Origin of the sequence: Clostridium septicum (assembly GCF_003606265.1) — a bacterium.
GTDB classification, from domain to species: Bacteria; Bacillota; Clostridia; order Clostridiales; family Clostridiaceae; genus Clostridium; species Clostridium septicum.
Genome location: NZ_CP023671.1, coordinates 429,444 through 447,665, shown reverse-complemented (window position 1 = coordinate 447,665; position 18,222 = coordinate 429,444). Strand labels below are relative to the sequence as shown.

The following is an 18,222-nucleotide window of genomic DNA, read 5'->3' as shown; positions in this document are numbered from 1 at the left end:
AAAAATGATAAATATAGGTGATTATAATATTTTAAAAGTAAAAAGAGAAAAAGATTTTGGATTTTATCTTGGAAATGAAGGTAGGGAAGAAGTATTACTACCTAAAGCAGTATTAGAAGATAAAAGCATAAAAGAAGGAGATGAGATTGAGGTCTTTGTATATAGGGATTCAAAAGATAGGCCTGTAGCTACTTTTAAAAAACCTTTAGCAAAGATTGGAGATGTTGCTTACCTAAAGGTTGTTGGGCAAACAAAATTTGGTGCTTTTGTAGATTTTGGATTAGATAGAGATATATTTGTACCTATTAAAGAACAAAGGTTTAAACTTAAAGTAGGAAATAAATATTTATTTTATTTATATTTAGATAAGACAGGAAGACTTGCAGCAACAACAGAAGTAGAAAATTATTTAGAAAATGCAAAAGAAGAGGAAATGGAATTTAAAGTTGGAGATGAAGTTATAGCTCAAGTATATTCAAGAACACCTTCTGGAACTTTAAATGTTGCAATAGATTCAAAATATAAGGGGTTAGTATTACCTAATGAATATTATGATGAAGTATTTCCAGGTGAAGAACTATATCTTAGAATTAAGAGATTATATGAAGATGGAGTAGTAGGATTAACACCTAGAAAAACTAGACTTAGTGAAAGAGAAAAATTACAAGAGGATATAATAAAATATATGGAGAAAAACGGTGGATTTATGGAGTTTAATGATAAATCTAAACCTGAAGATATAAAGGCTACTTTTAAAACTAGTAAGAATTATTTTAAAATGGCTCTTGGTGGCTTAATGAAAAATGGAAAAATTGTTCAAGAAGAAGAAGGAACAAGATTAAAATAGGAGCAAAAAGATGAAACTTTCATATAATATATGAGAGTTTTATTTTTTATGAAAAAGTTTGACTTTAATACTTTATCGTGGTAAAGTATTAATATAATAAAGTGAAAGATCTTAAGGGGGAGTTTAATATTATGATTAGAAAATTTATAAAAAGAATTTTTGTGAGCTCGTTAATATGTGTAATGGCTGTTTCAGCAGTAGCTTGTAGTAAAGTTAATGGAAATAGCAATTCTATGGATAAAGAAGAATTAATTGTAGGATTAGATGATACTTTCGTACCAATGGGATTCAAGGATGAAAGTGGAGAAATAGTAGGATTTGATGTTGAGTTAGCGAAAGCAGTTGGAGAAAAACTAGATAAGAAAATTATATTTCAGACTATAGATTGGAGCATGAAAGAAACGGAACTTGATAATGGGAATATAGATTTAATTTGGAACGGATATTCTATGACTAATGAGAGGAAAGAGAAAGTTGATTTTTCAAAAGCTTATTTAAACAATAGACAAGTTATTATAACTTTAGCTGATTCAAAAATTAAGGATAAATTAGATTTAATTGGAGCTGTTGTTGGAGCTCAAAATCAATCTAGTGCCGTAGATGCTATAGAAGCAGATGGAGATATAGTATCTAAATTTAAGGATAAAAAAGTAGTAACTTTCGAAACAAATAATGAAGCTTTAATGGATTTAGAGGCAGGCAGATTAGATGCAGTAGTTGCTGATGAAATACTTGCTAAATATTATATAAATCAAAGAGGAGCTGAAAAATATAAAATTTTAAATGAAGACTTTGGAAAAGAAACTTATGGTGTTGGAATTAGAAAAGGTGATAGTGAATTAGTAGAGGCTATAAATAATGCTTTTGATGAGATAATAAAAGATGGTACAGCACAAAAAATATCAAAAAAATGGTTTGGTGAAGATATAATAGTTAAGTAATTTTAAAAGGAGGAGTAACTGTGACTTTAATAAATGATATAATTAGCCTTATGCCACAAATATTTGAAGGCTTTAAAATGACACTTGGAGTATTTGCTTTAACATTAGTATTATCAATTCCTTTAGGGATAATAATAGCTCTTGGAAGGATATCAAAAATAAGATTTTTAAAATCAATTACAGGAGCATATGTATTGATTTTAAGAGGTACTCCTCTATTATTACAAATTCTATTTGTATTCTTTGGGTTACCCTTAATAGGAGTTAAGGTACCAAGGTTTACAGCTGCAATTTTAGCAATGGTATTAAATTATGGAGCTTATTTTGCTGAAATATTTAGAGCAGGAATACTTTCAATAGATAAAGGGCAATTTGAGGCAGCAGAAGTTTTAGGATTAACACCTAAAGATACATTTTTTAGAATAATACTTCCACAAGCTTTAAAGAAGATATTTCCGCCAGTAGCTAATGAAGTTGTTACTTTAGTAAAAGATACAGCATTAGTTTATGTAGTTGGATTAGATGAACTTTTAAAGGTTGCTAAAATAGCATCAAACAGATTATCTTCTATAATGCCATTTGTAGTTGTAGCAGTAGTTTATTTAGTTTTTAATGGAATATTAACTAAAGTGTTAGAGAAAATAGAAAAAAGGTATAATTATTATCAATAGGAGGAAATAATATGTTAAAAATAACTGGTCTAAAAAAAAGCTTTAGTAGCATAGAAGTTTTAAAAGGTATAGATTTAGAAATAAAGCCAGGAGAAATATTTGTAATAGTTGGTCCTTCTGGCGGTGGTAAAAGTACTTTGTTAAGATGTGTAAATGGACTTGAAACTTGTGATAGAGGAACTATTGAAATAGCTGGAAAAAAGTTATGTGAAAATGGAAAATATGTAGATAAGAATACATTTAATGAAATAAGAAGAAATATAGGCTTAGTATTTCAAAATTTTAATCTTTTTCCACATATGACTGTTTTAGAAAATCTTATAGAAGCCATGCAAAGAGTATTAGGGGAAAATAATATTGATTCTATAAAGAAAGCAGAAGAAATATTAGGATTTTTAGGACTTAAAGATAAGGTTAATAATTATCCTTGTGAATTATCAGGAGGACAGAAGCAGAGAGTTGCAATAGGAAGGGCATTAGCATTAAATCCAAAACTGATGTGCTTTGATGAACCAACTTCAGCTTTAGATCCAGGTTTAACAGGAGAAGTTACAAATCTTATAAAATCTTTAGGGAAAGATGGTATGAGTATGCTTATTATAACTCATGACATGGAATTTGCTAAGAATGTAGCGGATAGAATATATTCAATGGATAAAGGAATTTTAAGTGAAGGATTAATATTTGATAATATAAAATAATATTAAAAGGGATATATCAACTTTATTGATATATCCCTTTTTTTAAGCTTTATTTTTATCATTAGATCTAAAGAAAATCTTTATTATTTCATTAATAACAAAAGGTATTAATGATATTCCAATTACCATTATCCAGTCTTTTAAAGTTAATGAATAAACTTTAAATATTGAAGCTACAAAAGGTATTGAAATAACTAAGAATTGAAGAACGATTCCCAATATTAATGAGCCTATTAGCCATTTATTTTTAAATATCCCAACTTGAAATAAGGATTTAGTTTCATTTCTCATAGCAAAGGAAAAGAATAATTGAGAAACACTTAAAACTACAAACGCCATAGTTTGCGCATGTCTTAAGGAATCAGGATATAAATTTTCTCCTAATTTAAAGGCAAATAAAGTAGTTACACCTATTAGAACACCATTTATTACTAGCAGTTTACCCATTCTTCCAGAAAATAAACTTTCCTTAGGGTTTCTAGGATTTTTATCCATAACACTTTCATCACCTGGATCTACACCTAAAGAAAGAGCAGGAAAACTATCTGTAATTAAGTTTACCCATAAAATATGAATTGGAAGTAAAGGAGTAGCCCAGTTAAATAAAATTGCAAAGAATAAAGTAACTACTTCACCTAAATTACAGCTTAGTAAGAAAAGTATAGATTTCTTTATATTGTTAAATATATTTCTACCTTCTTCAACGGCTTTAACTATAGTTGTAAAGTTATCGTCAGTTAGAACCATATCAGCAGCTCCCTTAGCAACATCGGTACCTGTAATGCCCATTGCAACTCCAATATCAGCAGCTTTTAAAGAAGGTGCATCATTAACACCGTCACCTGTCATAGAAACAATATTACCATGAGATTTAAATGCTTTGACTATCTTAACCTTATGCTCTGGTGAAACACGAGCAAAAACTCTAAAGTTATTAACTATTTTGGCGAATTCTTCATCTGTATAATTATCTATTTCACTACCAGACATTGCCTGGGAAATATTTTCAGCAATACCAAGTTCTTTGGCTATTGCTACAGCAGTATTTTTATGATCACCAGTAATCATTATAGTTCTTATACCTGCATTTTTACTTTTAACTATAGAATCTTTTACTTCAACTCTAGGTGGATCAATCATACCCATTAAACCAACAAAAATTAAATCCTTTTCCAAAGAATCAATTTCTATATGCTCATTTTCAATTATTTTATAACCTAAGGCAAGAACTCTAAGAGCTTCATCAGACATTTCATTAGAAGCATTTAAAATATTTGCTTTTAGCTCATCTGAAAAATCTTGAATACTACCATTTATTAAGATTTTAGATGAGATTTTCAATATACTATCTATAGCACCTTTAGTAAAAACAAAATCTTTATTATCATATTTATTTACTGTAGTCATTAATTTTCTATCTGAATCAAAAGGAATTTCATTAACTCTTTTATGAATAGAATTTAGATTTTCTTTAAAGATATTAAATTTATTACCAACATCTAGTAATGCTATTTCAGTTGGATCTCCAGTTTGTGATCCATCTTTAGAAGTAGCATCATTACATAAAATCATTCCTTCTACAAGTAGCTTAGATGTACTTTCTTTAATATCTACTTCATCTAAATTTTTAAGCTTTTCATTAGCAAAATATTTTTTTACAGTCATTTTATTAATAGTTAATGTGCCAGTTTTATCTGAGCAAATTATATTAACGGACCCTAAAGTTTCAACAGCTGGAAGCTTTCTTATAATAGCATTTTCCTTTATCATTCTTTGAACCCCTAAAGCAAGAACAATAGCTACAATAGCAGGAAGACCTTCAGGAATAGCAGCAACAGCAAGACTTATAGAAGTCATGAACATTTCCATGAAATCTCTACCTTGTAACATTGAAACTATAAACATAACTAAGGAAATACCAACAGCAGCAAAGCCTAATACTTTTCCAAGTTCAGCAAGTTTCTTCTGAAGAGGGGTTGTATCATCTTCTTCAGCATCTAGCATTTTAGCTATTTTACCTATTTGAGTATCCATTCCTGTAGCTACAACAATACCAGTACCTCTTCCATAAGTAGCTAAAGTAGACATAAATGCCATATTGTTTTGATCTCCAATAGGAACATCACCTTCACTATTTAAAGTAGTAGCTATTTTTTCAGCAGGAAGGGATTCACCAGTAAAAGCAGATTCCTCTATTTTCAAATTAGCAGACTCAATAAGTCTTAAATCAGCAGGAATATATCTACCGGCATCTATAATAACAATATCGCCTAAAACCACTTCTTCTGATGGAATTTCAATTATTTCACCATCTCTTTTTACTAATGCTTTAGGTGTTGACATGTTTTTAAGTGCTTCTAACGCTTTTTCTGCTTTTGATTCTTGAACAACTCCAATAATTGCATTAACAAGTATTACAATTAAAATAATGATAGCATCACTAATTTCACCCATAAAAGCAGAGATAATAGCAGCAATTATCAAGATGTAAATCATAACATCATTTATTTGAGAAAAAAATAGTTGAATGATGGATTTTTTCTTTTTACCAGCAAGTTTGTTAGGTCCATTTTTTTCAAGTCTAGATTTTGCATCAGAGGATGATAGACCATTTATTATATTAGAATTAAGGTTTTTTACAGTATCCTCTACGTCTTTATTAAACCACATTAAATAACCTCCTATCTTGTAAATAATGTAAATAAAAAATCTATTATAAGTATAGCATAGTTAGTTTAATAAATATTCATACATGGAAAAAAATTCAATGAATTTGTATTTTTATAATTGTGTGGTTGAAAAGTGAATGCTTTGGTATAATAATCCTATAGAGAGGTGGATTACATGGAAATAGGAAGAGTAAATAGAAAAAGTTTAATTAAGCAAGATAGAAAGATAACTTCAGAGAAAAAGGACTTTTCACAAAGTTTTAATCAAGCAAGAGAAAGAAAATCAGAAGAGCAACTTAAAAAAATGATTGAGGATATAAAGAAAAGAGGTAATAAACTAGTAATAACTAAAACTTATGGTGATGTTGTTGTTTATAAAAAAATGATAAAGGAATATCTAGAGTCTATATTAAAATTTATGTATGATACTCAAAAGGATATTAGTTTTTGGCAAACACAATATTTTATAACTGTAGATACTATAGATTTAAAATTAGAAGAACTTACGCAATCTTTATTAAGTGATGAAAAAGAAAATTTAAATATAGCAGCATCAATAGATGAAATACAAGGATTAATTGTTGATATATACAGATAATTAAAATTAAAGAAGTTTGGGGAAAAATTATGGTTAAAAATTTTATTAATTATTATAAACCATATAAAAAAATATTTTTTTTAGATATGGTTGTAGCATTTGTAGCGGCTATATGCGATCTTGTTTATCCAATGATGACAAGAACTTTAGTAAATGATAGTATTCCAAATAAAAATATAAAGATGTTAATAGTATTTGCTATATCTTTAGTTACTATTTATGTTATAAAGGCAGCCTGCGGTTATTTTATGCAATATTATGGACATGTTATGGGAGTTAGAATGCAAGGCGATATGAGAAAAGACATGTTTTTGCATCTTCAAAAGCTACCAAATAGCTATTTTGATAATAATAAAACTGGGGATTTGATGAGTAGAATGATAAATGATTTAATGGAAGTTTCAGAACTTGCTCATCATGGACCAGAGGATTTATTTATATCAATTGTTATGTTAATAGGATCATTTATAATTCTTTGTACTATAAATATTCCATTAACTTTAATTATTTTTGCATTTGTACCAATAATAGTTTTATATACTTGGAAAAAGAAAAATAAAATGTTAAAGGCATTTATGGAAACTAGAGTAGAAACATCATCTGTAAATTCAAATTTAGAAAATTCTATTTCAGGTATAAGAATAACGAAGGCTTTTGTTTCTCATAAAGGAGAAATACAAAAATTTGAGAAAGGAAATAATAAATTTAAATTAGCAAGAGAAAAAGCTTATAAAGTTATGGCAGAATATTTTGCTTTTGTTAATTTAGGTATTGATTTTTTAGATTACATAGTTTTAATAGCTGGTGGATTATTTACTTTTAATGGATTTATAGATATAGGAGATTTTTTAGCATATCTTTTATATATTAAGTTGTTTACCCAACCTATTAAAAAGTTAGTATCATTTATGGAACAATATCAAAATGGTATGACTGGTTTTAAAAGATTCTTAGCAATAGTTAATGAGGAAATAGAAAAAGAAAATATAAATGCAGAAGAATTAAAAAATGTAAAGGGAGAAATAGAATTTAAAAATGTAAATTTTAGTTATGAAGATAAAAATATTTTAGACGGAATATCTTTAAAAATAGAAAAGGGAAAAATGCTTGCTTTAGTTGGGCCATCAGGAGGAGGAAAAACTACATTTTGTAATTTAATACCTAGATTTTATGATGTTACAAATGGTGATATCACAATAGATGGTAAAAGCATATACTGTAGTACATTAGAATCATTAAGAAGTAATATAGGTATAGTACAGCAGGATGTGTTTCTATTTACAGGTACTATAAAAGAAAATATTATGTATGGTAAGAAAGATGCAACTTTTGAAGATGTAGTGAATGCTGCAAAAAAGGCAAATATTCATGAGTTTATATTAAAGTTAAAAGATGGATATGACACCTATATAGGAGAAAGAGGAGTTAAGCTATCAGGTGGTCAAAAACAAAGAATATCAATAGCTAGAGTGTTTTTAAAAAATCCACCTATATTGATATTGGATGAAGCAACATCAGCTTTAGACAATACAACAGAATATATAATACAAAAGTCATTAGAGGAACTATGTAAAGGAAGAACCACAATTGTAGTAGCCCATAGGCTATCCACAATTAAAAATGCAGATGAAATAATAGTATTAACAGATGAAGGAATAAAAGAAAAAGGTATCCATAGTGAACTTTTAACTAAAGATGGTATTTATAAGGAACTATACCATGCACAATTTTCAAAGTTAATTACAGAGTAAAGTTAGAACTTAAGATAAGATATTTAAGTATTAAAAATTTTGTTTAAATAAATTTTTAATACTTAGACATAATAAAAAAGGAATAGTTTTAATTCTTACCTATTGACTAAGAATAAAAAAATGTGTAAAATAAATATAAGATCGATACCCCTAAGGGGTATATTAGGAGGAAGAAGTATGGTTCAACATTTATCAGAAATGAATTTTAATCAGGAAGTATTACAAAATAAAGGCGTAGTTTTAGTAGATTTTTGGGCAACTTGGTGTGGTCCATGTAAGATGATAGCTCCAATAGTTGAGGATTTAGCAAAAGAAGTTGCAAATGCAAAGTTTACAAAAGTAGATGTAGATGCAAATCCAACACTGGCAAATAGATATCAAATCTCAAGTATTCCAACATTAATGATCTTTAAAAATGGAGCACCAGTAGAAACTTTAGTAGGATTTATGCCGAAGGAATCATTAAAAGTAGCTGTAACTAGACACCTATAAGAGGAAGGTGGAAATTTTGGATGAAAGATATGATATTGCAATAGTAGGAAGTGGGCCTGCAGGGCTTTCAGCAGCTTTAAATGCTAAAATAAGAAATAAAAAATTTATTGTTTTTGGAAATAAAAATTTAACTAACAAATTAATTAAGGCTCCAAAAGTTAATAATTATTTAGGTTTTTTTGGAATGACTGGAGAAGACATAAAAAAGCAGTTTGAAGCTCATTTAGATGCAATGGAAATAGAAATTACAGAAGAAAGAATAAATAGTATTTATGCTATGGGAGATTACTTTGCTTTAATGGCAAATGATAAGAATTATGAAGCAAAGACAGTAATTTTAGCAACAGGAATGGAATATACAAGACCTATAAAAGGAGAAGAAAAGTATCTTGGAAAAGGTGTTGGATATTGTGCAACTTGTGATGCCCCATTATATAGAGGAAAAACTGTTACTATAATTGGACATAATCAAGAAGCAGAGGAAGAAGCTAATTTCGTAAGTGAACTTGCTGGACTTGTATATTATATACCTATGTATAGGGGTTCTTATAAATTAAGAACTAATATAGAGGTAGTCGAAGATAAACCAGAAGAAATAACAGGAGATATGAAAGTAAATAAACTAGTATTAAAAAATTCTGAATTAAAGACTGACGGAGTGTTTGTTTTAAAGGATTCAATTTCACCAGGACAGTTGGTTCCTGGATTAAAAATAGAAGAAAATCATATTTCTGTAGATAGGCTTATGAGAACTAATATACCAGGTTGTTTTGCAGCAGGAGATTGTGTAGGTAAGCCATATCAATATATTAAGTCAGCAGGAGAGGGAAATATAGCTGCTCTTAGTGCAAGTCAATATTTAGATCAAAAAAAGTAGAATTTAGGGTGAATCATCATTAGATGATTCACTCAGACTGCTGACAAAGTGTCAGCAGTCTTTAATTTTATACAAATATGTAATATAATTTAAAATATATTAATTTATTACATAGAGGTTTTGGTGATGATAAACGAAAGAAGACAAGCGCAAAATGAAATGGAAGTGGTTATGCTAGAACAATTAGTTCCGAAAGACCATTTATTAAGAAAAATTGATAAATACATAGATTTTTCATTTATTAGAGAGTTAACTAATGATTTGTATTGCCATACAAATGGTCGACCAGCTGTTGATCCAGTAGTACTATTTAAAATGTTATTTATAGGATATCTTTATGGCATCCGCTCCGAAAGGCAACTAGTTAAAGACATAGAAGTAAACTTAGCATATAGATGGTTTTTAGGTTATTCAATTACTGAAAAAATTCCAGATTCATCTACAATAAGTCAAAATAGAATTAGAAGATTTAAAGGTACTGATATTCCACAAAAAATATTTGATAATATAGTTCTTCAAGCTATGGAAAAAGGATTAGTTGGTGGTAAGATTCTTTACTCTGATTCAACACATATAAAAGCTAATGCTAATAAGCGTAAGTTTGAAAAAATTGAAGTACAAGTAACACCTAAAGAGTATATAGAACAACTAGATATTGATGTGAATTTAGATAGAGAAAATCATAATAAAAAACCTTTAAAACCAAGAAAAGAAAAAGAAGAAACAAAGCAAATTAAGAAAAGTACTACAGATCCTGATAGTGGATATATGATGAGAGATAATAAACCAGAAGGATTCTTTTATTTAGATCATAGAACTGTAGATAGTAAAAATAATATTATTATGGATGTACATGTTACCCCTGGTAATGTCAGCGATAGCGAGCCAATACTAAATAGAATAGATAGAATTAAAGAAGTATTTAGTATAAAGCCAAAATATCTTGGTTTAGATGCAGGATATTCAAGTAATCCTATTTTCAAGGGGATTGTAGATAGAGATATAACACCAGTAGTTGCATATAGACGTTCTCCTCATAAAAAAGGAATGTATACTAAGAATAAATATATTTATGACTATGATAAAGATATCTATATTTGCCCCAATAATGTTGCGTTAATATATAAAACTACGACTCGAGAAGGCTATAGAGAATATAGATGTTTTGAAGAAATTTGTATGTATTGCCCTCATAAAGATAAGTGTCTTGGAGAAAAAGCTAAATATAAAACAATTAGACGACATGTTTGGGAAAATCATAAAGATGATAATAAGAACTTTCTTAAAACTGAAAAAGGAAAGGGAATTTACAATAGAAGAAAAGAAACAGTTGAGCGAAGCTTCGCAGATTCAAAAAATTTGCATGGGCTTCGCTATGCTCGCTTCCGCGGACGCGAAAAAGTATCCGAGCAATGCCTACTAACTGCAGCAGTGCAGAATATGAAAAAGATAGCAACAAGACTATCTTTGCTACTTTTAGATTTTATTCGTATTATTTTGGATGATATTTTAAATATAAGTTTTATTCATAATTAATAATAGAAAAACCCTCTGTTTTTTAACAGAGGTTTTTCAACAAACTGGGTGAATCATCATTAGATGATTCACTTTTTTTAATGTACAGGAAAGTATAAAAATTTTGCAGGCTGAAAGTTAGATATTATCTAGCTTTTAGCCTTCAAATATGTTAAATTAATTAATTATAAATTAGAGGTTTAACAGATGAAAAAAGGTAAAATAAAAAGAATATTAGAAGACCATTGGAAAGAGTTTGAAAAGTTATATAAAAATAAGATTAGACCTAATGTTAAAAAGGAAGTAGAAAAAGTTTTAAAGTGTAAAGATACAAAGTATGGATTTATTGAATTGAAGTGTAATAATTGTAATACTACAAAGAGAATCGGATTTACATGTAAAAGTAGATTTTGTACTTCATGTGGAAAGATTTATACGGATAATTGGATTGATAATATGTTGGGAAATTTAATAAATGTTAGGCATAGACATATAGTTTTTACTATACCAAAAGAATTAAGAGAATTTTTTGGACTGGATAGACAAAGACTTAAGATATTGCCGAAGTGCGCAGCGAGAGCTGTTACGAGTTGGATGCATAGTTTAAATAGAAAGGAGGAATTCACACCAGGTATAGTAACTGTAATACATACATTTGGAAGAGATTTAAAGTGGAATCCTCATGTACATATGATGGTTACAGAAGGAGGGAGAGGAAATATAACAGAATGGAGGCATATAAGGCACATATCTTATGAATCATTAAGAAAAAGATGGCAAAAGGTTTTGTTAGATGAAATAACTTATATAAATGGAAATACAAAAGAAATTAAATTACTAAAAAATAAACTATATAAAGAGAAAGATAAAGGTTTTTATGTTCATGCTAAAACTGAGATAAAATCAGCGAAGACAGCAGCAAAATATGTAGGGAGATATGTGGGACGTCCTGCGATAGCGGAATCAAGGATTCTTAAATATGATGGTGAAAATGTGACTTATAAATATACTAGACATGAAGATAATAAGGTCATAGTTGAAACTGTACATGTATATGAGTTCATAAAAAGAATAATAAGACATATTCCAGAGAAAAATTTTAAAATGATAAGATACTTTGGAATTTATTCTAGAAGAAGCAAAGGAAAATTTAATTTTATAAAAATGATAGATGAAAAGATATTAAGTATAAGAAGATCTATAGCAACTTGGGAGAATAGAATACTGGCAATAAGTGGTGTAAATCCGTGTAAATGTCCTAACTGTGGTAATAAAATGAGATTTCATGATATTGTATATCCTAAATATGGGTCCATGAGGGAACGGCTGAGAATTAAGATTATAGAAGAGAATGAAGAAAAATTAGAAAAGGCTATAGAAAATTATGCTATTACTAAACGTATATTAAGTGGTAAAATAATTCCGAAAACAACTTAGTTGGAGGAAGTAAAATGAAAACAGAGGAAATATTATATATTTGTACTATTTGCGGAGCTAAAGAAAATATTCCTAAAGAAGTAGTTGAATATTTTGATGAAATGGATCAAAGCAATGTTGATGAACCACCATGCTTTTCATGTGAAAAGTGCGGAGGAGTAATGAGGCCTAAAGAGTATACTGGAGTATATGGAATAAAGTATTAATTAATAGGAAAAATATAGCATAGAACAGATATCGGTTCTATGCTTTTTAAGGTACTTAAAATTAAATTCCCGAAGGGAGCGTGGCGAAAGCCACTTTTTTATTATTTTGGAAAGTATCTCAATATCTAAATTGTGAATAACTTAATTATTATTTTAAAACTAAATATGTTCCCTAATAAATAAAAGTTTTGAGTATTTAAATTAAAAGCTATAGAGAGAATTTACAAAGTGTAAATGCAATTAGTTTCTTTATTCTTATGTAAACAATAAAGCTAAAGAAGATAGCAAGAATTTTATTGAGTAAATGTTTACAGAAATATACAATTAATTATAGTATAAATGATTAATTTAACAATAAAGTTAAAAATTTCAAGGGGGATAATTGAGAATGAGAAAAGATAAAAGAATAGCAGGAGGAAGAAGAACATTAAGTAAGAGGTTAGCTGTTTTAGTGGCTAGTGCTATAGTTGTAACCCAAATAGCATCCATAACGACTCCAGTATTTGCAAATGATAATATAATTATACAAGAATTTGAAAATAATGATACTAATTCTATTAGTAATGAGGTATATACTGTTTTATTTGACGGATCAGAAATATGTGATTGGAAAACTCTTGTAGGAAATGGAAGTCATGAAGTTGAAAATGGATATTTAAAAGTAACAAGAAATACACAAGTAAATAATGAGTTTACTTTTTTTGATCAAAATGCACCTCAATTAAAAGATGGAGAAGCAGAAATGGTATTCAAGTTAGATGGTGATGCTTCAAGAGGGGTAGGTAGATTTGGGTTTGTTTTAAGACCACAAACTGATGGTGCATACTTATTTGCAGGATATGATTTAAATGGTAGTTGGAGAATAGCAACTGCAAATGGAAGCAGCAAGGATTTCTCAGCACCAGAATTAGTTCCAGGTGAAGAGTACAAATTAAAGGTAAGATTTGAAGGCCAAAAAATAACTATGTGGCTAAATGATGAGCAAATATTTAGTGAGGAGTTAAACTTACAAGGAATGCCTGTAAATTCAAGCTATGGAGTTGGATTTAAAACATGGTATGGACTTAATGATGCATATGTAGATTATTTTAGAGCAGGTGCTGTTGGATCTTTGGATGAAAAAATGCCATTAAAGCCAATTAAATCAATTGAATCTATAAAGTCAGAAACTTTTGTTAGAATAAGACCTGAATTGCCTAAGAAAGTTAACGTAACATATGAGGATGGAACAACAGGTTCTGAATATGTAAATTGGGATTATATAAATAAAGATTTATATGCAACGGAAGGAACTTTTGAAACGCAAGGAACTTTGGTGGACAGAGAAGATAAAGTAACAGCAACAGTTACAGTTAAAGCAGATCCACAAGATGGAACTATAATACCACCAGAAGTAGTTGTTGAAGAAAAATTTATAGAGTCAGGGGATATGAAGGTTGTATTAGATAATAACTTTCCAAGAGTAATAAGATATGAAGTTGCAGGTGAAGTATTAGAAGGTGAAGATGAACAATTATTCATGGTTGAATTAAATGAGGATAATTACGTTCCAGAAGTAACCTTTAATACTTTAGATGAAAAAACTGCTGAATATACTATGACTTTTGAAGAATTAGATTTAGTAATGAAAGTTCAAATGTCATTAGTTAAAGATAATACTTTAAGAATGGAAGTAAAAGAAATTATAGAAAGTGGAGACTTTAAATTAAGAACAATAAACTTTCCAGGTCATAGTTTAGCTTCAGTAAAAAGTATTGATAACGGAAAAATTTCAGGAGTTTTAACTACAGGTGATTGGAATAATATCCAAGAAAAATTTGAAGATGTAGTAGATACTAAAATAGGAGATTATAATAAAACTTATGGAATAATAAATAATGACAACTTTGCTATTGCAGTAGATAATAACGTAATTGAAGGTGGAAATAGAGTTGTCATAAATGTTTCAGACAGAGATGGGTATAGAAAAGCAGGTATATCTAACGGCACATGGACTTATAGGGAGGCAATAAAATCTGCATCAGCACCAGCCTTTATTGGAAATATAGGTGGTGTAGAAATAAAAGGAAATACAAACCAACCTATATTCTCTAGTAAAGATAAAATAAAAAAATATATGGGTAAAGAATATGAAGCCGTATATTGTGGATTAGGTGGAGCAGAAGATTTTCAAGGTAAAGACCTTACAGGAAAAGTAGCTATTGTTGATAGAGGAACTCATACTTTTGAAGATAAAGCTAAAAATGCAGAAGCAGCAGGCGCAGTTTATGTAATTTGTATTAACAATGCTAGTGGAGGTGTTCCAGAACAAGGAACAAAAGATACTATAAATATGATTGGGCTAAGTAATGAGTATGGAGATAAAATAAAATCTACTTTAGATGAAAATGGAAGGACAAAGGTTAAGTTAAGCTTGGAAGATTCAGGAGCAGTACCAGGAGATCCAGAAGAATTACCATGGTCTCAAATTATGATAGCAAAGGATACAAATAAAAATGGAAAAGTAAATTGGCAAGATGGTGCTATTCTTTATAGAGATAATATGGATGAAGTTAAAGGAGCAGATTATATAAGAAATAGTTTCTCATATATACCTTTTAATATAGGTTCCTTAGCTCAATCACCATTTTTAAGAACGGGAGATATGGTTAAAAAGCTATCTAATTATACAGATGGATTTGGTCAATTAGTATTAGAAAAAGGATATCAAGGAGAAGGTCATGATGACGTTATAGCTGATATTGGAGGTCATACTGGTATAAGACAAGGTGGTAAAGAAGATTTAAATAAATTAATAGAAATAGGTAAAGATTATAATGCAAAAGTAGGAGTTCATGTTAATGCAACAGAATATCATTTAGATGCATTTGAATTAGATGTAAATAACTTAAGGCCGGGATTCCAAGCCGGTTGGGGATGGAAGGATAACTCATATTATGTAGATCAAAAGAAGGATTTATTAACAGGAGAATTGGAAAGAAGATTTTCTATGTTAAAAGAAGATCACCCTGATTTATCTTGGATATATGTTGACGTATATACAGGAAATGGTTGGAATGCAAATGAGTTAGCAGAAATAATAAAACAAAATGATTGGATGCTTGCAACAGAATTCAATGGACCATTAGAACAACAAACTGCTTGGACTCATTGGGGTGGAGATCCTGCATACCCTAATAGAGGAAATGAAAGCAAAATGATTAGATTTATAAGAAATCAAGAGCAAGATGTATTTATGTCAGATGATCTTTTAAAAGGAGCTAAACATTCATTATCTGGTGGTTGGGGAACAAGACATGATGTAGAAGGTTTCTATGCTATAGAAACATTCTATAATCAAACATTGCCATCAAAATATATGCAACACTTTGAAATTATGGAGTGGGAAGATGATGGAACTAATGGCTTTGTTAAGTTTAATAATGGATTAGAAGTTAAAAGAGAAAATGGAAATATTAATATGTATCAAGATGGAAATTTAATAGCTACAACTCCAAAAAATACTATTAATGATAGAGGTATAGGAAAGACTACATTATTTATGCCTTGGACTTGGGAACAACTTAATGATGAAGCAGAAAACAAAGTATATCACTGGAATCCAAATGGTGGAGAAACTACGTGGGATATTCCTAAAAAATGGTCAGGAACAAAAACTGTTAAAATATATGAGTTATCAGATTTAGGTAGAACTTTTGTTAATGAATTACAAGTTGTAAATGGAAAGGTAACTATTGATGCAAAAGCAAATACTCCTTATATAGTATTCCAAGAAAAGGTGGATGAAAGTAGAATAGATAATTGGGGAGAAGGAACTTTAATAAGTGATCCAGGATTTGATTCACAAACATTTGATTCTTGGAAAGTTGAATCTTCTTTAGAAAATATAAATCATGTATCTATAATAAATGAAAAAGTTGAAAGAAGATTAGGTAATGATGCTGTTGTAGTTCAAGGTAATAATGGAGCAGATGCCAGTTTATCTCAAAAAATAATAGGATTAGAGCCAGGAAAAACTTATACAGCTTCAGTATGGGTTAAAACAGATGGAGATAGAGAAGTAACTTTAGGCTTTAAAGCTGGTTGCAATGTAGAAGAAAGTAAAATAAAAAGAGAAACTACAAGAATGAATGTTGGTGAAGGCTTAAAATGGCATGGAGAAAGAGCAACAAGAATGAGAGTTGAATTTACAGTTCCTGAAGGTGTAACTGAGGGTACTTTATATTTAGATGTTGCAAAAGATAGTGAAGACAACAGAGTTCTTATTGATGATTTTAGAATTTGGACAAATCCTCTTGAATTAGACAAAACTAATAGAGATGGTTATGTAATATATGAAGATTTTGAAAACGTGGATGAAGGTCATGGACCTTTATATATGGGACAAAATTTAGGAACAGATAATAGAACTCACTATGCTGAAAAAGATCCAGAAGGTAAACAATATATGAATTGGGTAATTGATGGTAGATTTTCATTAAAATCAAATCAACAATCAGGAACTACAGGAGAAATTTTATTAACAGATGAGTCTACATTAAAGTTAAAACCTAATACAACTTATGAGTTAGGATTTAAATATACAAATAAAATAGATAACCTATATTCAGTATCTATAAAATCAGCAACAGAAGGTGTATTATTTAATGAAAATTTAACACCAGGAACTGTTATAGGAAGACCAGAAGATGGATCAGAATATAATAGGGAAGTTAAAGAGTTTAAGATGAAATTTACAACAGGTGATGCCATAGATTACTATTTAGCACTTAATAAGAATAATGGATATGATGAATTAGTTTTAGATAATTTATATATTAAAGATTTAACTCCAGAAGATAAGTTAACTTTAGAATCAGTAAGTCTATGTATGAATAATACTACTATGATAGAGGGAAGTGAATCAAAAGTATTATTAGAAGCAATACTGTCTAATGGAAATAAGGCAGATTTAAGCAAAGCTGATGTTAAGTATACAGTATCAAATCCAGATGTTTTAGAAGTAGAGGATGGAGTTATAAAAGCTAAAAAAGAAGGAACTTCAAAGGTATATGCTGAAGTAACTATAAATGGAAGTACGTTATCTTCAAATGAAATAGAGGTAACAGTAAAGAAAAAAGCATCAATTATTAATAAGGTACCAGTAATAAATGCTAATGATTTAACTATAGAATTAAATTCTAAATTTGATCCTTTGAAAGAAGTAACAGCAGAGGATGCTGAAGATGGAAATCTTACAGATAAGATTAAAGTTATAGAAAACACAGTTGATACTACTAAAGAAGGTAAATATAAAGTAATATATGAAGTAGTAGATAGCCAAGGAGCAAAGGTTACTAAGAAAATTAAAGTAACAGTAAAAGCAAAAGGGGATGTCTCTAAACCGAATAATCCGGGAAATTCAGGGAATACAAGTAACTTACCTCAAACAGGGGGAACTAATAGCTTATTAGTATTACTTTCAGGAATAGCTGCAGTTGGAGCAGGAACTTTCCTTAAGAGAAGAAAAAAATAAAT

The 18,222-nt window shown here is 29.2% G+C and carries 12 protein-coding genes and 1 pseudogene; 12 read left to right on the top strand and 1 reads right to left on the bottom strand.

Annotation, left to right across the window (positions count from 1 at the left end):
* The first annotated feature begins 4 nt into the window (after positions 1 to 4).
* From CP523_RS01925 to CP523_RS01910, 4 genes are all read left to right on the top strand, one after another.
* Positions 5 to 847: a CvfB family protein gene (locus CP523_RS01925; protein WP_066678281.1), complete on the top strand. Its 843-nt coding sequence runs from the start codon at positions 5 to 7 to the stop codon at positions 845 to 847.
* A 131-nt stretch (positions 848 to 978) separates the two neighbouring features.
* Positions 979 to 1,788 (top strand): amino acid ABC transporter substrate-binding protein, encoded by an 810-nt coding sequence (locus tag CP523_RS01920; protein ID WP_120140452.1) that lies wholly within the window; start codon positions 979 to 981, stop codon positions 1,786 to 1,788.
* 29 nt (positions 1,789 to 1,817) lie between these two features.
* A complete protein-coding gene (locus CP523_RS01915) occupies positions 1,818 to 2,459 on the top strand; it encodes an amino acid ABC transporter permease (RefSeq protein WP_066678304.1) in 642 nt (213 codons plus the stop codon).
* 11 nt (positions 2,460 to 2,470) lie between these two features.
* Complete coding sequence (locus tag CP523_RS01910) at positions 2,471 to 3,160, top strand: amino acid ABC transporter ATP-binding protein (protein ID WP_120140451.1); 690 nt, start codon at positions 2,471 to 2,473, stop codon at positions 3,158 to 3,160.
* 42 nt (positions 3,161 to 3,202) lie between these two features.
* On the opposite strand, the gene CP523_RS01905 is transcribed toward CP523_RS01910, so the two are convergent.
* A complete protein-coding gene (locus CP523_RS01905; RefSeq protein WP_120140450.1) occupies positions 3,203 to 5,830 on the bottom strand; it encodes a calcium-translocating P-type ATPase, PMCA-type in 2,628 nt (875 codons plus the stop codon).
* A 174-nt stretch (positions 5,831 to 6,004) separates the two neighbouring features.
* Between CP523_RS01905 and CP523_RS01900 the strand changes: the two genes are divergently transcribed.
* The 8 genes and pseudogenes from CP523_RS01900 (at position 6,005) to CP523_RS01865 (ending at position 18,220) form a co-directional block, all read left to right on the top strand.
* Positions 6,005 to 6,427 carry a YaaR family protein gene (locus CP523_RS01900; protein WP_066678284.1) on the top strand — a complete coding sequence of 141 codons (423 nt, stop codon included), beginning with the start codon at positions 6,005 to 6,007 and terminating at the stop codon, positions 6,425 to 6,427.
* Positions 6,428 to 6,456: 29 nt separating this feature from the next.
* Positions 6,457 to 8,178 carry an ABC transporter ATP-binding protein gene (locus CP523_RS01895; RefSeq protein WP_066678293.1) on the top strand — a complete coding sequence of 574 codons (1,722 nt, stop codon included), beginning with the start codon at positions 6,457 to 6,459 and terminating at the stop codon, positions 8,176 to 8,178.
* Between the two features lie 177 nt (positions 8,179 to 8,355).
* Positions 8,356 to 8,670, top strand: a complete 315-nt coding sequence (trxA, locus tag CP523_RS01890; RefSeq protein WP_066678295.1) for a thioredoxin — start codon at positions 8,356 to 8,358, stop codon at positions 8,668 to 8,670.
* A gap of 16 nt (positions 8,671 to 8,686) precedes the next feature.
* Positions 8,687 to 9,547 carry an NAD(P)/FAD-dependent oxidoreductase gene (locus CP523_RS01885; protein ID WP_066678297.1) on the top strand — a complete coding sequence of 287 codons (861 nt, stop codon included), beginning with the start codon at positions 8,687 to 8,689 and terminating at the stop codon, positions 9,545 to 9,547.
* Positions 9,548 to 9,673: 126 nt separating this feature from the next.
* Positions 9,674 to 11,135: pseudogene (locus CP523_RS01880) on the top strand (IS1182 family transposase).
* Positions 11,136 to 11,269: 134 nt separating this feature from the next.
* Complete coding sequence (locus CP523_RS01875; RefSeq protein WP_120140379.1) at positions 11,270 to 12,499, top strand: IS91 family transposase; 1,230 nt, start codon at positions 11,270 to 11,272, stop codon at positions 12,497 to 12,499.
* A gap of 14 nt (positions 12,500 to 12,513) precedes the next feature.
* Positions 12,514 to 12,705, top strand: coding sequence for a hypothetical protein (locus tag CP523_RS01870; protein ID WP_066677279.1), 192 nt, complete (start codon positions 12,514 to 12,516; stop codon positions 12,703 to 12,705).
* Positions 12,706 to 13,093: 388 nt separating this feature from the next.
* The gene (locus tag CP523_RS01865; RefSeq protein WP_066677281.1) at positions 13,094 to 18,220 is read left to right on the top strand and encodes an endo-alpha-N-acetylgalactosaminidase family protein; all 5,127 of its coding nucleotides are present in this window, start codon (positions 13,094 to 13,096) and stop codon (positions 18,218 to 18,220) included.
* The last annotated feature ends 2 nt before the right edge of the window (positions 18,221 to 18,222 follow it).

Excerpts from the sequence above, each read along its gene's own strand:
- trxA (WP_066678295.1), top strand. The coding sequence starts at position 8,356 with ATGGTTCAACATTTATCAGAAATGAATTTTAATCAGGAAGTATTACAA.
- CP523_RS01870 (WP_066677279.1), top strand. The coding sequence starts at position 12,514 with ATGAAAACAGAGGAAATATTATATATTTGTACTATTTGCGGAGCTAAA.
- CP523_RS01925 (WP_066678281.1), top strand. The coding sequence starts at position 5 with ATGATAAATATAGGTGATTATAATATTTTAAAAGTAAAAAGAGAAAAA.
- CP523_RS01910 (WP_120140451.1), top strand. The coding sequence starts at position 2,471 with ATGTTAAAAATAACTGGTCTAAAAAAAAGCTTTAGTAGCATAGAAGTT.
- CP523_RS01905 (WP_120140450.1), bottom strand. The coding sequence starts at position 5,830 with ATGTGGTTTAATAAAGACGTAGAGGATACTGTAAAAAACCTTAATTCT.
- CP523_RS01865 (WP_066677281.1), top strand. The coding sequence starts at position 13,094 with ATGAGAAAAGATAAAAGAATAGCAGGAGGAAGAAGAACATTAAGTAAG.
- CP523_RS01920 (WP_120140452.1), top strand. The coding sequence starts at position 979 with ATGATTAGAAAATTTATAAAAAGAATTTTTGTGAGCTCGTTAATATGT.
- CP523_RS01900 (WP_066678284.1), top strand. The coding sequence starts at position 6,005 with ATGGAAATAGGAAGAGTAAATAGAAAAAGTTTAATTAAGCAAGATAGA.
- CP523_RS01895 (WP_066678293.1), top strand. The coding sequence starts at position 6,457 with ATGGTTAAAAATTTTATTAATTATTATAAACCATATAAAAAAATATTT.
- CP523_RS01875 (WP_120140379.1), top strand. The coding sequence starts at position 11,270 with ATGAAAAAAGGTAAAATAAAAAGAATATTAGAAGACCATTGGAAAGAG.